The sequence below is a fragment of the Solwaraspora sp. WMMA2101 genome (assembly GCF_049179175.1).
GTDB lineage: Bacteria > Actinomycetota > Actinomycetes > Mycobacteriales > Micromonosporaceae > Micromonospora_E.
Map to the genome: position 1 here is coordinate 173,259 of NZ_JBMHMA010000006.1, position 16,733 is coordinate 189,991.

A 16,733-nucleotide genomic window follows, 5' to 3' on the forward strand; every position below is an offset into this window, starting at 1 on the left:
ATCCGGGGGTCGGCCACCGCAGCGGCACGTCGCGGTACGGCAGACCGCTCAGCGCTGCGCGATGGGCACGAAGCCGCGTTCGGCCGGTCCGACGTACAACTGCCGGGGGCGGCCGATCTTGTTGCTGGGGTCGGCGATCATTTCCCGCCACTGTGCGATCCAGCCGGGCAGCCGGCCCAGCGCGAACAGCACCGTGAACATCTTCGGCGGGAACCCCATGGCCTTGTAGATCAGGCCGGTGTAGAAGTCGACGTTCGGGTAGAGCTTGCGGGAGACGAAGAAGTCGTCAGCGAGCGCGATCTCCTCCAACTGCATCGCGATGTCCAGCAGCGGATCCGGCTTGTCCAGCCGGCCGAGCACGTCCTGCGCCGCCTGCTTGACGATCGCGGCCCGCGGGTCGTAATTCTTGTACACCCGGTGGCCGAAGCCCATCAGCTTGACGCCGCGTTCCTTGCCCTTGACCCGCCGGACGAAGTCCTGGACGTCACCGCCGGAGGCATGGATCTCCTGCAGCATCTCCAGCACGGCCTGGTTGGCACCGCCGTGCAACGGACCGAACAGCGCGTTGACTCCGGCGGACACGGAGGCGAACAGGTTCGCGTTGCTGGACCCGACCAGCCGTACGGTCGACGTCGAGCAGTTCTGCTCGTGGTCGGCGTGCAGCACGAAGAGCATGTCGAGCACCTGGGCGGCGACCGGATCGACCTCATACCGGGCCGCCGGTACGCCGAACGTCATCCGCAGGAAGTTCTCCACGTACCCCAGCGAGTTGTCCGGGTAGAGCAGCGGCTGGCCGATCGACTTCTTGTGCGCGTACGAGGCGATCGTCGGCACCTTGGCCATCAGCCGGACCGTGGAGATCTCCACGTGGTCGGTGTCGAACGGGTCCAGGCTGTCCTGGTAGAAGGTCGACAGGGCGCTCACCGCCGAGGAGAGCACCGCCATCGGGTGGGCGTCGCGTGGGAACCCGTCGAAGAACCGGCGCATCTCCTCGTGCAGCAGGGTGTGCAGGGAGATCCGTTCGCTGAACGCGGCCAACTGGTCACTGGTGGGCAACTCGCCGTAGATCAGCAGGTAGCTGACCTCCAGGAACGAGGCCTTGCCCGCCAACTGGTCGATCGGGTAGCCCCGGTAGCGCAGGATGCCGGCGTCACCGTCGATGTAGGTGATCGCCGACGCGCACGACGCCGTGTTGACGTACCCGGGGTCGAACGTGACGTGGCCGGTCTCCTTCAGCAGTGCGCCGATCTCGATCCCGGGCGGCCCGTCGACGGCCGGCTGCACCGGCATCGACAGTTGGCCACCAGGATGGTCGAGCTTCACATCCGTCATATGGTCCCTCGCTTCGCCGGCAGATCTTCGTCGAGTGCCTCACTTTTTACCGTAATCGTGCGGCGTGGCGCTGCCACAGGGACAGGGCGAGGGTGAGGGATGCGTCACCCGATCAAGTGGCGCATCCCGCGCGAAACCGGGCAAACCACAGGACTTGGTGCGGTCACCAGCGTCGGACGAGCTGCGTACCGCCGCCGACGACCTCGAACAGCTCGAGCCGGTTGTCGCCGGCGCGCAGCAGCGATTCGTCCTCCAGCAGCACCGCGAAGCGGCGCCCTTTCGCATCGGGGGCCAGCGCCGGCACCACGGTGGCGATCTCGCCGTTGACGGCGACCGCGAGCGGTGCGCCGGTCGGCACGGTGGCGGGCAGTTCGCCGTACGCCAGCATCGGCAGCTCGCCGCTGGCCGGGTCGACGCCGCTGAAGTCGTCGGCGTTGAGAACCTCCGCCCGTACCCCGTCGTCGGTGACCGGTTGGTCACCGACCGACCGGCCGACCAGCTCCGGCAGCATCGGCGCCGGCAACGGCGGCCCCCCGCGCCCGGTGAGCAACGCGTCGAAGGTCGCCGGCCCCGGCACCGTCACCGGCTGGCCAGGTACGTCGCGGAACTCCTTGTCCGCCCGCTGCCGGGGCGGGCACCCGCCGCAGATACCGTCGACGTCGAAGGGCAGCGTGATGCCGGCGTGTGCGGCGATGGTCGGCAGCAGGTCCACGTGTTCCCAGTTGCGGTCGTCCACCCGGCCGCTGCGCTGACCCGGCTCCTTGACGAACGTGGGCACCCAGAGCACCTCGGCCGGTGCGGCCTCGACCGCGCCCATGCCACGCCCCTGCGCCCCCTGGGTGAAGCTCACCCCGTGGTCGGCGGTGACGACCAGCAACGCGTCGTCGTAGCGGCCGCTGGAGCGCAGCGCGTCGAGGGTCTGACCGATCAGCCCGTCGGTGTAGCCGAGCTGGGCGAGGTGACGTTGCCGGGCCAGTTGCACCCAGCCGGCACCCTCGTTCGGAAAGTCACCGGGGGCCTCGTAGCGCACCCCGGACGGCAGGTAGTTCCACGGCGCGTGCGGCATCAGCAGGTGCAGAAAGTGCAGCGTCGGACCGTCGTCGGGCCGGGACAGCCCGTCGATGAACTGGGCGAACCGGGCCGGCTGGTGGTCGTTGAGGGTGTGGAACCGAAACTTCGGATCGCTCGGTACGGCCTCGTCGGCGGTGCTCGCCGGCCCGGTCAGCCCCGCGTCACGGGCCGTCGGCTCCCGGAAGCTGGCGGTCGGATCGTCATGGTTGTCCACCGGCGCGAGGATCTGGCCCAGCAACTGCCCGGTCTCCCGCAGCAGCACCGGCAGGGTGTCCGTCGCGGTCTGGTCGGTGGCGGGGCACACCTGCGGCGCGCAGAGCTCGGTGATGCTCTCCTGCGCCTTGATGTCGTATGTGCCGCCCAGAGCGCTGAACAGGTTGTCGGGGTGCTGGGAGTAGTGCGGCGCCACCTCGTGCTGCGGGTACCGACCACTGAGCATCGCCGGCAACGCGTACGGCGTCCAACCGCCGACCGCGGTGGAGTTGCGGTACCAGGTCGATCCGCCCGCCAGCTCCGCGAAATGCGGGAAGCGCTGCGCGTCGACGCGCCCGTCCGGGCCGAGCAGCGACACCAGCGGCAGCTCGTCGAGGACCAGGACCACCACCGGGGGATGTGACTCACCGGTGGCGGCCCCCGGCCCGGAGCTTTCCTGGCCGCTGGCGAGCACGACCGCAGACGCCGGCGAGGCGAACACGAACAACGACACGAACACGATCGGACCGACCGACGCCAGCCGCAGCAACTGGCCGACTCCGCTCCAGCGGCGGTACGCCCACACGCCACCCAGCGCGACCGCCGCGGCGAGACCCAGCAGCAGCGCACCGCGCAGCGGTGACACCTGCTTGCCGATCTGTACGGCGAACGCGGTCAGCAGCAGTCCGAGGGTCACCAGGTGCGCGACGCGGCGCGCCTGCGGGCCCGCCAACCCGGCCGCCAGCCCTGGCAGCCAGCACACCAGTGGCGGCACGACCGTGTAGAAGGCCACCAGCAGCAGGATCTCGACCGTCCCGGCCCCGTGGAACAGGAAGAAGTCGGGGCTGCGCCCGACGACGTCGAGCAGTGGTTGCGCGACGACCAGTCCGCAGAGCGCGACGATCTCCAGCAGCCGCCGAAGCTCCCCGCCGGACCGGGCATCTGCCCCGACCGGCGGGTCGGCCGGCGGGTCGCCAGTCACCGGGCTGGCCGGCTTCGGGTCGGCGTCAGCCACGGACCACCCCGGCGTACAGGGTCCGCGTCCCGGACGGGAGCTCCTCCCGTCGGGTGATCTCGTAGCGGTCGGCCAACAGGCGTTCGAACTCGGCGCGGTGGTAGTCGGGGAACAGCCCGGCCGGCTTGTTGGCGAGCAACTGCTGAGCCATCGGGTCGTCCGGATGCACGAACTCGATGATCAGCTGGCCGGGGCGGCCCTGGCCGGGCAGCATGGCGGTCAGCCAGTCGAGGACCCGGGGCAACGGCACGTTGCGTCCGATCGCCAGATGGTGCACGACGGCCAACGCCAGCACGGTGTCCGCCCTGGCCCGGGCGAGGAACGGGGCACGCTCGTCGCCGGCCCATCCCCCGCCGGGTGAGGGATCGGCGAGATCCATCAGGATCGGCAGGATGCGGCGCTCCCCCTCGCCGCGCAGCCGACGGTAGAGGTCGTCGACGACCGCCGGATCGCTCTCCACAGCGACCACGTAGTCGGCGTGCTTCGCCGCTACCCGCGAATAGGTGCCGTCATTGGCGCCGAGATCGAAGACCGTCGCGGGCCGCCGGTTGGCCAGCTCCGCATCGACGAAGGCCGTCTTGACGGTCCGGTCGTCGTCGGAGTACGTGCAGGTCTGCTGGTAGTTGACCCAGTGGCTGCGCGGTGGTGCCCAGTCCAGGCGGTCGACCAACCGGGCGACCGCGCGGACCGTGGCCTGCACGAGTTCGGTGGAGAAACCCGCGTCGCGGATCTCCTCGCGGACCTGGCCGGTGGCGGTGCCGGCGTGCCGGGCCTGGATGGCGTCATGCAGGTGCACGTGCTTGAACACCCCGGCGCGCCACCGTCGCGCACCGCCGAACAACCGGCGCATCTGACCGGGCTCAATGCCGTCGATGCGGGCCCGCAGCAACGGCTGGAAGTCCAGCCCGAGGTGGGCCTGGAGCATCAACGGGTAGAGCATGGTCTGGCAGAACTGCCGGTACCCGGCCCACGGTTCGCCGGCGGCACCGGGTTGGAACGAGCCCACGTCGATGAAGACCGGACCCGCGCCACGCCACTGCAGGTTGTACGCCGACCCGTCGGTCATGGTCACCCCGTCGGCGAGCGCCGCCTGCAGGATCTCCAGGTGCAGGCGGGCGGCGTCGCGCAGCATCGCGAACGACCACTCGTACGGGTAGGACACGAACGGCACCCGCTCGTGGCGCAGCACCGTCGTCCACCGACCGGCGGCCTCCGGGGGCACCTCGTCCGCCTCGGCGGTTTCGGTGCCGATCACCGTGCCGGCGGCGAGTAGCGGCGGCAGGAAGGTGCTGGCGGCGACCGCCGACCAGTCCTTCGCGGCCTGCGGACCCAGCCCCCGCAGGACCCGGTCGCCGGCGTAGAAGACCTGGTTCCCGGGATCCCGGAAGGATCCGGGCTCGTCGTGTGACGTCGAGGTCGTCGGTTCGGAGATCATCGAGTGGTGCCGCTCAGTCCTTCTTGGCGGGCTGCTTGCGGAACCGGCTGACCAGGCGGCGCCAGTAGAGCTTCGTCGCGACGACCATCCCGGCCGCACCGGCGACCACCGCTTGAACGATCAAGCTGCCGGATCCGGCGTCAAGGTATGCCAATACGTCAGTCATGCCGGCCACCTCCCAACTGTCGAGTCTCGTGCCGTACAGGGTGGGCGATCGACCACCGACGGGCCGAGCCGGCGTCATCGTTGGTTCGCCGGCCCGCCACCTGGCGGACAACTGCCGTCCACCACCCTACGCCGCCCGTCTCACCCACACCGACAGCCCCACGCACCACGCGGCCCGTGGTGGCCGCACCCCTCGGCAACGTTGTCGCATTTCACAGCCTTTCACCGGGGTTCACCCCGCTGGTAACCCTGCCCGGGGCACGGTCGCCCGCTTGGGTAACAGTTCGACAACGGCAGGTGAAGGCGCGCCGCCGACGCCTACTCGTCACCGGTGCGCAGCACCATCGGCAGCGTTCCGGGGTAGAGCACGCCGAGCCGGGCCGTCGCCCTGGTCAGGGCGACGTACAGGTCGTTTCGTCCCCGTGCCGACTCGGCGAGGATCGCGCCCGGATCCACCAGGATCACCGAGTCGAACTCCAGACCTTTCGCCTGTGCCACGGTCAGCACCACCACCGGCGCGGCCAGATCCGGTTGTTCCCCGAACGCGACCTCGCCGGCCCCTGCCGCCCGGACCGCCTCGCCGAGCGGCCCGGCACCACCGGCGGGCACGATCACCCCCAACCGGCCGGACCCGACCTGGGGCAGTTCCCGGCGGACCAGCTCGACCAGCCGATCCGCCAGCTCCTGCGGCCCGGACACCTGCTCCCACCACGGGTCGACGCCGGACTCCCGGACGGCCTGCGGGACGCTGACGTCGGGATCGATCGCGGCGAGCACCCGGGCGGCGACCGCGAGGATCTCGGCCGGCGTGCGGTAGCTGACGGTCAACTGCGCCAACCGCCACCGGTCGGCCACGTACGGCTCCAGAATGTCCGACCAGGCGGCGGCACCGCCGAGGAAGCCGGTCTGCGCCACGTCCCCGACGATCGTCATCGACCGGCTCGGGCAGCGACGCATCAACAGCCGCCACGCCATCGCCGACAGTTCCTGCGCCTCGTCGACCACGACATGGCCGAAGGTCCAGCGACGATCGGCGGCGGCCCGCTCGGCGGCGGTCCGCCGGTCGCCCGCCACCTGGCGGGTCGCCAGCGACTCGGCGTCGAGCAGGTCCGTCGCGGCCAGGATCTCGGGTTCGGCCTCGTCCTCCACGTCGATCGACTCCGACCCGCGCAGCACCTCCAGGGCGCCTTCGGCGTACTCCAGACGGGCGCGACGACGCAGTTCGGCCGCCGTCCGTGCGTCGCTGTCGTCCTCACCCAGCAGTTCGGCGGCCTCGTCGAGCAGCGGCACGTCCGCCGGGGTCCAGCCGCCACCGGGTGGGCGCGCCAGCAGCGCCCGGCCGGCGGCGTCGAGATGCGGCGCGGCGGCGGCGAGCCGCTCCTCGGAGGCGTACAGGTCGGTCAGCAGCCGCTGCGGGGTCAGCACCGGCCAGAACCGGTCCAGGGCCGACCGCAGCGCGGGGTCCGTCCGCAACTCCCGTCGGATCTCGGCGAGATCAGCTTCGGCGAGCACCTGCGGGTCGCCGGGCGCGTCGTCGCCACCGAGTGGATCGTCGGCGTACGGATCGACGCCGATCTCCTCGGCGATCTGGCTGGCCAGGGCGTGCACGATCTCGGTGTCGAACAGTGGGCGGGCCAGGTTGTGCAGTCGCCCGGCCCGCCGGACGTTGTCCCGGGCCGTCTGACAGATCTGCGGGGTCAGCCGGAGCTGGTGACCGTCCACGTCGATCACGACGGTCTCGTCCGGCACCTCCTGGCGATCGCGGACCGCGGCGGCGATCACGGCGGCCATCTCGGCACGCCCCTTGAGCTGAGCTGCCGCCACCGGCTCGACGCGGGTCGCGCGTACCCCGGGGAACAGTTCCCCCAGGGTACGCAGCAGCACACCGGTCTCCGCCAACGACGGCAGCACCTGCGCGATGTAGCGCAGGAACGTCGCGTTGGGGCCGACGACCAGCACGCCACGGCTGGACAGCTCCCGCCGGTACGTGTACAGCAGGTAGGCGGCCCGGTGCAGCGCGACGGCGGTCTTGCCGGTGCCCGGACCGCCCTGCACGACGAGCACCCCGTCCACCGGCGCTCTGATGATCTCGTCCTGCTCGGCCTGGATGGTCGCGACGATGTCCTTCATCCGGCCGGTGCGCCCGGCGGTGATCGCGGCGAGCAGCGCCGCCTCACCGGTCACCGCGGTCGTCGGCCGGTCACGCGCCAGGTCCAGATCGAGCACCTCGTCGTCGAGCGCGGTCACGGTCCGCAGCCGGGTACGCAGGTGCCGCCGCCGCCACACCCCGTCGGGTGCCGCCGCCGTCGCCAGGTAGAACGGTCGGGCGGCCGGTGCCCGCCAGTCGATCAGCAGCGGGTCGTAGTCGCCGTTCTCGTCGAACAGCCCGATCCGGCCGATGTAGTGGCGGGTGCCGTCGGTCAGGTCGAGCCGACCGAAGCAGAGGCCGTTCTCCACGGCGCCGTACTGGGCGATCCGCTCGCTGTGCAGGGCCACCGTGCTCTCCCGCTCGGAGCGGGCCTGCGGCGTGCCGCCGGTGGAGCGCAGGGCCGCCGCCAGTCGCTGCTGCGCCTGCTGCCGTAACCGGTCCACCTGCTCGTACAGCGTGGTGACGTACTGCTGCTCGGCGGCGAGCTCAGCGGCCAGGGCCGGGGCGGCTGAGGCGATCCGGTGCGCGTCGCCGACGTTGTCACGACCACGGGCGCCCACGACACTTGACACACTTTCCCCCTGTTTGTCCGCCTCGACGCGCCCGCGCCGACCGGTGCGTGGATCCGGCCGTGTCCGCAGCCCACGAAAGATCCCACGATAGCGTGCGACCGCCGGCCGACCCGCCGGCCGCGTCGCCGCCCGACCGGGCCCCGACCCGGGCCCGCCCCGGCACCGACCGGCGGTGTTTCCCCGCCCACCCGGGGGGTACGCGGGGTGGGCGGACGACGCGGAGGGGGCACGATGGGCGACTCAGACACCTGGATCCATCAGGCATCAGCAACCGCCGAGGCGGGTCGGGTCCGGACCGACGACGGCGAGTTCTCCAGCCGGTTGTCCTCACCACTGGCACCGCAGGGCTCGGGGCTGACCCCGGAGCAACTGCTCGCCGCCGCCTTCGCCTCCTGTCTGCACCACGCGGCGGTGGAGGCAGCCACCGAGATCATCGACGAGTCGCACACCGTCGAGGTCCGCGCCGAGACCCGGCTGCACCGGGACGCGGACGGCCGCTACCGCGCCGACGTACGGGCGAGTGTCTCGTCCTGCGGCCTCAGCGGTGAGCAACTGGCCGCCCTGGTCCGCCGGGCGGACCTGCTCTGGCCGTTCTGCGCCACCGACGGCAGCCGGCACACCGTCGACGTGGTGGCCGCCCGACCGGAGGAGAGCCGGGTCGGCGTCCCACCGGGCTGACCTCGCGCCGGCCACTGCGGCACCGGCGTGGTCAGCCCGAGCCGGTCCGGCGCAGGCGTGGCATCCGGACCACGTGGGCGCCGGGGTGCAGCCGGGGTACGAGTGCCCCGACCACTCCGTCACAGCCGCGCCGCAGCGCGGCGAGCAACTGGTCGGCACCGGCGGCCGCCGGCCCGAACAACCGGCCCTGCCCGGCCGCGCAGCCGAGTTCCCAGAGGGTACGCCGGTGTGCCTCGGTGGACACTCCGTCGGCGACGACGGTGTCGGCGAGGTCGCGCCCCAGCCCGATCAGGGACCGTAGCGCCAGCGGGGAGTTGTCCGCCGCGACGAGCGACTGATGGTCCACCTTCACCAGGTGCACCGGGATCCGCAACAGCGCCGACAACGGCGCGTCCGAGGTGCCGAATCCGGCGAACCCGATCCGGACGCCGTCGTCGTGCAACTGGTGCAGCGCGCGCAGTGCAAGCTCCGGGCAGGTGGCCCCGGTCGTCTCGGTCAACTCGACGGTCAGCAGATCCGCCGGCACCTGATGGGCCGCCAGCAGCCGTCGGACCTCGGCGGGAAACGCCGGATCGAGCAGGCTGCGCGAACTGATTCCGATCGACACCGGCAGGGCGAACCCGCCGTCGCGCCAGCACCGGGCGGCGGCCAGCGCGCGGTCCATCGTGCCCCGGGTGAACTCGGCCAGCCAGCCGGACCGCTCGACCAGGGTGAGCAGGCGCTGGGCGGGCTGGTCACCGAGATCAGGCTGACCCCACCGGACGGTCGCCCCGGCGGCCACGACCGTACCGCTGCCGAGGTCGACGACCGGGTCGAAGGCCACCGTGTAACGGCGGGCCGCGAGCGCACCGGGTAGTTCGCCGCCGAGAGCCAGCTGGTCGGGGTCGGCGGTGTCGCGGCTGCGGTCGTAGCGGCACAGGCCCTGCCCGTGCTCCTTGGCCTGATACATGGCGACGTCCGCCCGACGCAACAGTTCCTCGGTGCTGGTGTTGCCGTCCGCGGTGGCCAGCCCGGCGCTCGCCCGCAGGCTGATCCGGATCCCGTCGAGGTCCATCGGCTCCCGCAGGACCTGCAGGATCTGCCGGGCGTGGTGCTCGGCCCGGGCAGGGGCTGTCGGACCGGTGAGCAGGATGGCGAACTCGTCGCCGCCGAGCCGGGCCACGAGGTCGTCGGCCGCCCCTCGGGCGAGTCGCCGGGCGACCTCGATCAGCACCTGGTCGCCGGCGGAGTGCCCGAGGGTGTCGTTGACCTCCTTGAAGTGGTCGAGGTCGATCAGCAGCAACGCGGTCCGGGGCAGGCTGCGCCGATCCGACAACGCGGCGGCGAGGCGTTCCCGCAGGTATCGACGGTTGGCCAGCCCGGTCAACGGATCGTGGGTGGCGTCGTGCTCATGCCGGGCCGCGAGCTCGGTGACCTGGGCGTAGGCGACAGCGTTGCGGATCGCGGTGCCGAGGGCGGAGCCGAAGGTCCGCAGGGTGTAACGCTCCCGGTCGGACAGCGCCGCGCCGGTGAGGCCGAGCCGCAACGTGCCGAGGCCCGCTGGCGTGGTCGCCGCCCCCAGCGGCACGCTGACCACCCCGTCGTCGGTACGCGGCGGTGCGCGATCGGCCGGGCCGTCGTACCGTAGGCCGTGCTCATCGCCCCGGACGAGGCGGCGCTGCGGGCCGTGCTGGAATTCGATCTCGACGAGTCGCGCCGCGAACAACCGGCCGGCTCCCGACAGCGCGGTCCGCACCACGGCGTCCAGGTCGACGTCGTTGAGGGCGTCGGTGGTCTCGGCGAGCTGCCGCCACGCCGCCCGTTCCTCGGCGAGGTGCAGTCTGCGGCGGTAGCCGGAATGCAGCAGCAGCACGGCCAGTGGGGTGGCGACGAGCAGCCGGGCGTCGATGGCGACGACGACCACGGTCAGCATCGCGATCAGCAGCGTGGCGGCCTTCACCACCGCGCGCATCCCGGCACCCCGGCGGACCACCCGTCGCCAGGAGGTGCGTTCCGCCAGCGAGACGACCGGCACCGGCAGGGTCTCGTCCACCAGGGCGTACGCCAGGGCGGCTGCGCACAACGCGAGTGCCGTCGTGGCCCAGGACCGGGTCAGGTGGGTGGTCGACCCGAGGGCCGGGGACAGTCCCCACCAGGCGGCGGCCGAGGCGGCACCGAGCGCGCCGAGCGACTCCTTGGCGCTGGCGAAGGCGACCTTGACCGGGGTGGATCCGGCGACGAGTCGGCCGGCAGCTACGCCCAGCGCCGTACAGACCACCACCCAGGACGGTGGCAGGACCGCCACCGAGACCAGCACCGCCGCGCTGGTCGGCGAGATACCCTGCGGAGCACGGATCCGGATCGGTACGGTACATCCGCTCGCCACGGCGACCAGGCAGGCCAGGACCAGCGGGTGGTGCAGGGCGGGCAGGCTGGGCGTTGCCGCGATCCGCGACACCGCCCATGCCAGCGCCACCAGGCCACAGCAGACGATGAGTCCGACGAGAGGCACCAGCCGCCGGTCCGCCCCATCATTACGCACCGCCGCCGTCGCCTCACTTCCCGTTCGGACAGCACCCTCCACATGAGCCTCGCGTTAGCGTCTCATAACTCACCGTCCACACAACAGGCCCCGACTCAGATCCAATCGTTGTCACGCATCTCGCCACCTCCTCCATCCGACGCTTCGAAGCGAAGGGTAAAGAAGATAAGTGACGTTTGGTATAGCTAAATGTCTTTTACTCCAGTAAGCGAGCAATATTGCCAATATAACTTTACGCCCGTTTCTGGAAACAGCCCGTGAAGCTCACTCTTGACGCCGATCGGCGTGGACACCACAGGTGCCACCACGACCGGTAGCGCCGGACTCAGCGCGCAATCGCGTGGGCGACGGCACGTCGGCCGTCGCGCAGAAAGTCGTACGCACGAGGGAAATCACGCAGGGTCGCAGAGAATACACTCAGCGTTCTAAGCACCCCACGTTGCGGAACGCCACGCGCCCGCAGCACCTCGACCGTCCACGAAATGGCATCGACGAACAGGGCGCCGTCGTCCATGTAGACAGCCGCCGCGAGAAAATCCACCAGATGACCGAGATCGGCGATCGTGGCATCCCACTGTGCCTGTGTGTAGCCGGAGGTGATCCGTTCGGAGCGGCGCAGGTCGTCCAGCGCCAGGTCGATGATCTCGGCCCGCCGCTTCACCAGCCCCGCGTACTCCTCGCCGCCGAGCCGGCCCGTCGGCGCCGCCGCCCCGGACGACACCTCGCCCGGGGCAGCGAGCAGATCGGCGGCGGCGCGGGCGTCCGGCGCCCAGGCCACCCCGAACGCCCGCGCCCACCGGCCGTCCGGACCGAAGCCACGGCCGCCGACCAGAATCGGCACGTCGGCCCGGCGGCAGGCCTCGATCATCTGATGTGCCTGCGGCAGCCGCATCGGCAACGCGCAGGCCAGGGCCAGCGCCACCGCGTCGTGTCGGTGCAGGTAGGCCATCAGGTGTACGGCGGGCACACTCGCGCCGAGGAAGGTGACCTGCCAACCGCGCAGTCGCAACACCTCGGCGACCAGCCGGGGTGGCAACGCGTGCCACTCGCCGTCCATGCAGGCCACGACGACCCGCCCCCGGTGCGCTCGGGGAGCGGCCCGGGCGACGACCGCGGCCACCACCTGTTCGCTGATGTGCGTGGCCGCGTGTTCCTGGGCCACCGACCACTCGTTGCGCTGCCACCACTGACCGACCTGTGCCTGGGCCGGCGCGACGAGGTCGAGCAGCACCGACTCCGCCGGGATCCCGGCCTCCAGCAGGTCGTCGGCCAGGTCCCTGGCGCCGGCCTCGTCTGCCTCGGCCAGACAGTCGAGAAACGCCGGGTATGCCGAAGTGACGTCGACGGTCGAGACAGCGGCCACTACCGTCCGTCCTCCGCCGCCTCGGGGTCGGGAACGGCGCGCAGGTGGCGGTCCCGCTGGCGGCGCGCCGGCGGCTGCGCCCGGATCGCCAGGACCGCGATGTCGTCGTGGTCGCGACCGGCCAACCAGTCCCCGGCCAACTGTTCGACCCGCTGTGCCAGCGCCGGCGCCGGCATCCGATGACACCCACGCAGCGCCTCACAGAGCCGGGCGAGGCCGTACTGCTCGGTGCCGTACCGCCCGCCGCGCGCCTCGGTCACCCCGTCGCTGTAGAGCAGGCAGGTGTCCCCCGCCGCGAGTTCCACGGTGAGCTGGCCGATCCGCGGGTCCGGCACCACCCCGATCAGCATCCCGCTCAACGGCACCGTCTCCACCGTGCCGTCACCCCGTAGCACCAGCGGCGGCAGGTGCCCGCCGCCGGCCAGGGTCAGGCTCAGCCCGCCGTCACCCGTCGGGCTCGCGGTCCCCAGCACCATCGTGGCGAACCGGCCCTGGCCGTGCGCCTGGGTGGTCTCCAGCACCGACTCGTTGAGCAACCGCAGCAGCCGTCGGGGATCGGTCTCGACGTTGCGCAGTGCCTGCAGTCCCTGTCTGACCTGGCCGGTGAAGACGGCCGCGTCGACACCCTTGCCGGAGACGTCACCCAGGAAGAACAGGACGTCGCGGTCGGCGAGCCCGAAGGCACCGTAGAAGTCACCACCGATCCGCAACGACGACTGCGCCGGTCGGTACGCGGTGCCCCACTGCACGCCCGGCACCGGGTGCGGCTCGGTCGGCAGCAGGCTGGCCTGCAACGTCTCGGCGATCTCCGACTGGTGCCGGTAGAGCACGGCGGCGTCGAGTGCGGAACCCGCGCGGGCGGCGAACCCACGCAGCAGGTGCAGGTCCGCGTCGTCGAAGCCGACCGCGCCGCGCCGCGCGACGAGCAGGGCACCGGTCGGTTGCGCGCTGCCGGGCAGCCCCACCACGCGTACGGCGGCATCGGACGCCTGTGCCGGAGCCAGCCAGCCGAGGTCGACGGCCTGCTCGGCGAGCCAGTCCACCGATGTCGCCCCCGTACCGGCGAGCGTTTCGACGAAGGCCGCCGGCAGGTCACCGACGGCGAGTACGCCGCCGTCGACCTGCGGGCCGGTGCTGCCCCCGCCGCGTGCCCGCCACCACCGCGCCTGACCCCGGCGTGGCGCGACGACCAGCACGGCGACCTCACCCAGCGTCGGTACGGCGAGGCGCACCACGGCCCGGGCGGCGCGGTCCTCGTGCAGCGGATTACCCAGCCGTTGGCTGGCCGTGGCGAGGAACATCCAGCGGGCCCGCTCGGCGAGCAGCGCGTCGGAACGTGTCGTGCTCTCCGTGGCGTCGTCGACGTACCACGCGGTCCGGTCCCGGTCCAGGGGCACCCGGCGCAGCCGCAGGCGCAGCCCGCGATGGGTCAGCTCGCCACCGTCATCGCGCATCGCCGCGTCGAGGCCACCGACCCCGCTCACCACGACGACCTGTCCGACCACGAGCTCCGGCAGCAACCGACGCGCCGTGGCGTCGATGTGTCGCACCACGGCAGCCGCGTCGCAGATCACCAGCCCCTCGCGGAAGTTGTCCACCACGGCGGTCATTTCGAAACCGGGCTCCGCCGAGGGCGCGGCAGTGGGTGCCGTGGGGCGTTGCGCGGGCGGCGTACCGGCATCGGACGGATCAGACCCCCCAGCCACCGTCGCCGGCCCGGGTGTGGAGATCCGCCCGTCGCCCGACTCCCAGTTCGTGACGTCGGCGGTGCTCACCAGCCCAGGCCCCACTCCTCGTATCGATCGTCGACACCGGGACGGCGCCCGGCGTCACTGCCCGTGCCCCCACCCTACGCGGCGGCCGGCGAAGCGCCACCCGAGCGTGCGCCCGAGCACGCCGGCGCGGCCGGGTCTACCCTGTAGCTGAGCCAGTCCCGATCTTCCGCCGTCCGCTGACGATGGCGGACACCGACGCGGGCGGACAAGAGACGCGGGTGGGCAGGAAGTGCCGGACCACCATGTCCGGCGGCACAACGAAACGCCGCTGCAGGCGCAGAAGGGGTGATTCTCCGGTGTGGGGTGGCGGATCGGACACCACGGCGGCCCCACTCGTCGTGACCGCAGGCCCGGCCTCGCCGCAGGACGCGGTGCTGCGTCTCGCCGGCGATCTCGACTTCCAGACAGCCGCCCTGGTGCACCAGCAGGTCGATCTGGCCCTCGCCGGGCGACCGGCCCGGCTGGTCCTGGATCTGCGTGGGCTCACCTTCATCGACAGCACCGGCCTCGCGGCGATCGTGTACGCCTGGCGCGCCGCCTAGGACCAGCAGGCCACGGTGCAGCTGCACGACGTTCCCGCATTCCTCGCCAGCGTGCTCGACATCACCGGTGTCGGTGAGCTGCTGGCACGGCCGCTGCCCGAGGCAGCCGACCCGGATGCCAGCACGGCCTGACCGGCCCGCGAGACTCCGGCCGTACGCTCACGCGGGGCCCGCGAGACACCGGGCCCCGCACCACGCCGGTCAGCCGCTGACGACCGCCGGGAGCAGTTCGGCTGACGTGACCGCCGGCCCGGCCGACGCCGTCGCCGGCATCGCGTGCTTCCACCGGTGGTAGATGCGCTCGTACCGGGACGCCATCAGATCCGGGGAGAACGACCTCCGGACATGCTCGGCACAGACCTGCGGATCGAACTCACGCGACCGCTCGATCGCCGCCGGCAACTCCGCCGGGTCGTCGCACACCACTCCGGTCTCACCGTGGCGGATCACCTCGGGTACGGCGCCCCGGTTGAGCGCCACCACCGGGGTACCACACGCCATCGCCTCGAGCATCACCATGCCGAACGGTTCCTCCCAGCGGATCGGCATCAGCAGACACCGCGCCGCGCCCAACAACTGCCAACAGCGCTCCCTGTCGGGGTTGACCAGTAGTTCCACATCAGGGCCGAGCATCGGGCGGACCGTCTCGTCGAGGTAGCGCTGTTCCGACGGTTCGGTCGCCTTGCCGGCAAGCACGAGCCGGACACCGGCCTCCCGGACGGCCTCGATGGCCAGGTCCGGGCCCTTGTCAGCGGAGAACCGGCCCAGCCAGAGCACCGGGCCGTCGGTCGGTGTCGGTTTGGGCCGGATGTCGGCGGCCAGGCCGTTGTGTACGGTTGCCGCCCACGGCAGACCGGCACCCACCCGACGCTGGGCGTACGAGATCGCCACCAGGGCCACCGCCCGGTCGATACCCCGCAGATACTCGCCGAGTTCGCCGTCAGGTGAATTGTGCACCGTGACCACGGTCGGCACCCGGCGCTGCGCGGCGGCCAGCGGGCCCACCGTCGTGTGGTCGTGTACGACGTCGAAGGTGTCGTCCTCGATCAGCCGGTCCACCCGGGCAAGGTGCACGAGCTCAGGCAGCGAATGGCCGAGCCGGTCGGCCTGCAGCTCCCGGACGGTACTGACGAAGTTGGCCGCGGTGCCGGTCCTGCTCCCGGCACCGAACAGGGTCACTTCGTTTCCTCGGGCCACCAGCGCGTCGACGAGCGCCGCGCAGACCTGCTCGACGCCGCCGTATCCGGGTGGCGGGAGTTCGTAGTAGGGCGGCACGATCATCGCGATCCGCAACGGCTGCTGCTGCTCGGTGTGCGTGGACGGGACATCGTTCACGGCGCACCCCCCGCGTTAGCCGACACTACGGCCGGATAGGTTCGGCTTACCCCGTGAAAGCGGGATAAAAACTGATATCTGATGAGTAGGCGGGGACGGTAGCCGGCTCACCCGGCGGGAGGCGCCGGATCGCGTCCAGGATCCCGTCCACACCCGGATCGTCGTCGATCGACGACAGGTGGGTGTAGGTGACCACACCGTCGCGGTCGAGCACGAACACCGCCCGACCGGCGACGGCGCCCTGCGGCTGGTAGACGCCGTAGCGGCGGGCCACCGCGCCTCGGGGTACCGAGTCCGACAACAGCGGGAACCCGATCCCCTGTCGCTGGGCTAACGCCCGGTGGGAGCGGTACCCGTCCACCGACAGCCCCAGCAGCACCGCCCCGTACCGGTCGAACTGCGCCAACGCCGCCGTGCAGCCGGCCAGCTGGGCCGCGCAGACCGGGCTGTCGTCGGCGGGGTAGAACAACAGCACCACCGGACGTCCACGCAGCGAGGCCAGGCGCAGCCACCGCCCGGCACCGACCGGCAGGCAGAAGTCCGGCGCCGCAGCGTCCGGCATCGGTACGCCTTCTCCAGTGCTCATAC

General features: G+C 71.7%; 12 protein-coding genes. 2 read left to right on the plus strand and 10 right to left on the minus strand.

All coding sequences use genetic code 11. From position 1 onward, the window contains the following. Positions 1-48: 48 nt before the first annotated feature. From ACN28F_RS01340 to ACN28F_RS01360, 5 genes are all read right to left on the minus strand, one after another. Positions 49-1,332, minus strand: a complete 1,284-nt coding sequence (locus ACN28F_RS01340) for a citrate synthase (protein WP_289206326.1) — start codon at positions 1,330-1,332, stop codon at positions 49-51. Positions 1,333-1,495: 163 nt separating this feature from the next. Next, positions 1,496-3,610 carry a sulfatase-like hydrolase/transferase gene (locus tag ACN28F_RS01345; RefSeq protein WP_421356845.1) on the minus strand — a complete coding sequence of 705 codons (2,115 nt, stop codon included), beginning with the start codon at positions 3,608-3,610 and terminating at the stop codon, positions 1,496-1,498. Continuing rightward, complete coding sequence (locus tag ACN28F_RS01350; protein ID WP_289206328.1) at positions 3,603-5,045, minus strand: methyltransferase; 1,443 nt, start codon at positions 5,043-5,045, stop codon at positions 3,603-3,605. Before ACN28F_RS01350 ends, ACN28F_RS01345 begins: the two co-directional genes overlap by 8 nt. A gap of 13 nt (positions 5,046-5,058) precedes the next feature. Then, positions 5,059-5,211, minus strand: a complete 153-nt coding sequence (locus ACN28F_RS01355; RefSeq protein ID WP_289206329.1) for a hypothetical protein — start codon at positions 5,209-5,211, stop codon at positions 5,059-5,061. 317 nt (positions 5,212-5,528) lie between these two features. Beyond that, complete coding sequence (locus tag ACN28F_RS01360) at positions 5,529-7,877, minus strand: HelD family protein (RefSeq protein ID WP_421361208.1); 2,349 nt, start codon at positions 7,875-7,877, stop codon at positions 5,529-5,531. 285 nt (positions 7,878-8,162) lie between these two features. Between ACN28F_RS01360 and ACN28F_RS01365 the strand changes: the two genes are divergently transcribed. After that, positions 8,163-8,609 (plus strand): OsmC family protein, encoded by a 447-nt coding sequence (locus ACN28F_RS01365; protein ID WP_289206330.1) that lies wholly within the window; start codon positions 8,163-8,165, stop codon positions 8,607-8,609. Positions 8,610-8,640: 31 nt separating this feature from the next. On the opposite strand, the gene ACN28F_RS01370 is transcribed toward ACN28F_RS01365, so the two are convergent. The 3 genes from ACN28F_RS01370 to ACN28F_RS01380 all read right to left on the minus strand — a co-directional run bounded on the left by ACN28F_RS01370 (position 8,641) and on the right by ACN28F_RS01380 (position 14,268). Then, positions 8,641-11,100: a putative bifunctional diguanylate cyclase/phosphodiesterase gene (locus ACN28F_RS01370; RefSeq protein WP_421356847.1), complete on the minus strand. Its 2,460-nt coding sequence runs from the start codon at positions 11,098-11,100 to the stop codon at positions 8,641-8,643. 355 nt (positions 11,101-11,455) lie between these two features. Continuing rightward, positions 11,456-12,493 carry a cobalamin B12-binding domain-containing protein gene (locus tag ACN28F_RS01375; protein WP_421356848.1) on the minus strand — a complete coding sequence of 346 codons (1,038 nt, stop codon included), beginning with the start codon at positions 12,491-12,493 and terminating at the stop codon, positions 11,456-11,458. Continuing rightward, positions 12,493-14,268 (minus strand): PP2C family protein-serine/threonine phosphatase, encoded by a 1,776-nt coding sequence (locus ACN28F_RS01380; protein WP_289206333.1) that lies wholly within the window; start codon positions 14,266-14,268, stop codon positions 12,493-12,495. Before ACN28F_RS01380 ends, ACN28F_RS01375 begins: the two co-directional genes overlap by 1 nt. A 338-nt stretch (positions 14,269-14,606) precedes the next feature. On the opposite strand from ACN28F_RS01380, the gene ACN28F_RS01385 reads away from it, so the two are divergent. After that, positions 14,607-14,810: an STAS domain-containing protein gene (locus ACN28F_RS01385; protein ID WP_421356849.1), complete on the plus strand. Its 204-nt coding sequence runs from the start codon at positions 14,607-14,609 to the stop codon at positions 14,808-14,810. Between the two features lie 201 nt (positions 14,811-15,011). Here the strand turns inward: ACN28F_RS01385 and ACN28F_RS01390 are convergent, their stop codons facing one another. Beyond that, entirely contained in the window at positions 15,012-16,091 is a 1,080-nt protein-coding gene (locus tag ACN28F_RS01390; RefSeq protein WP_421361210.1) for a glycosyltransferase family 4 protein, read from the minus strand. A 100-nt stretch (positions 16,092-16,191) separates the two neighbouring features. After that, positions 16,192-16,731, minus strand: a complete 540-nt coding sequence (locus tag ACN28F_RS01395) for a redoxin domain-containing protein (RefSeq protein ID WP_421356850.1) — start codon at positions 16,729-16,731, stop codon at positions 16,192-16,194. Positions 16,732-16,733: the final 2 nt, after the last annotated feature.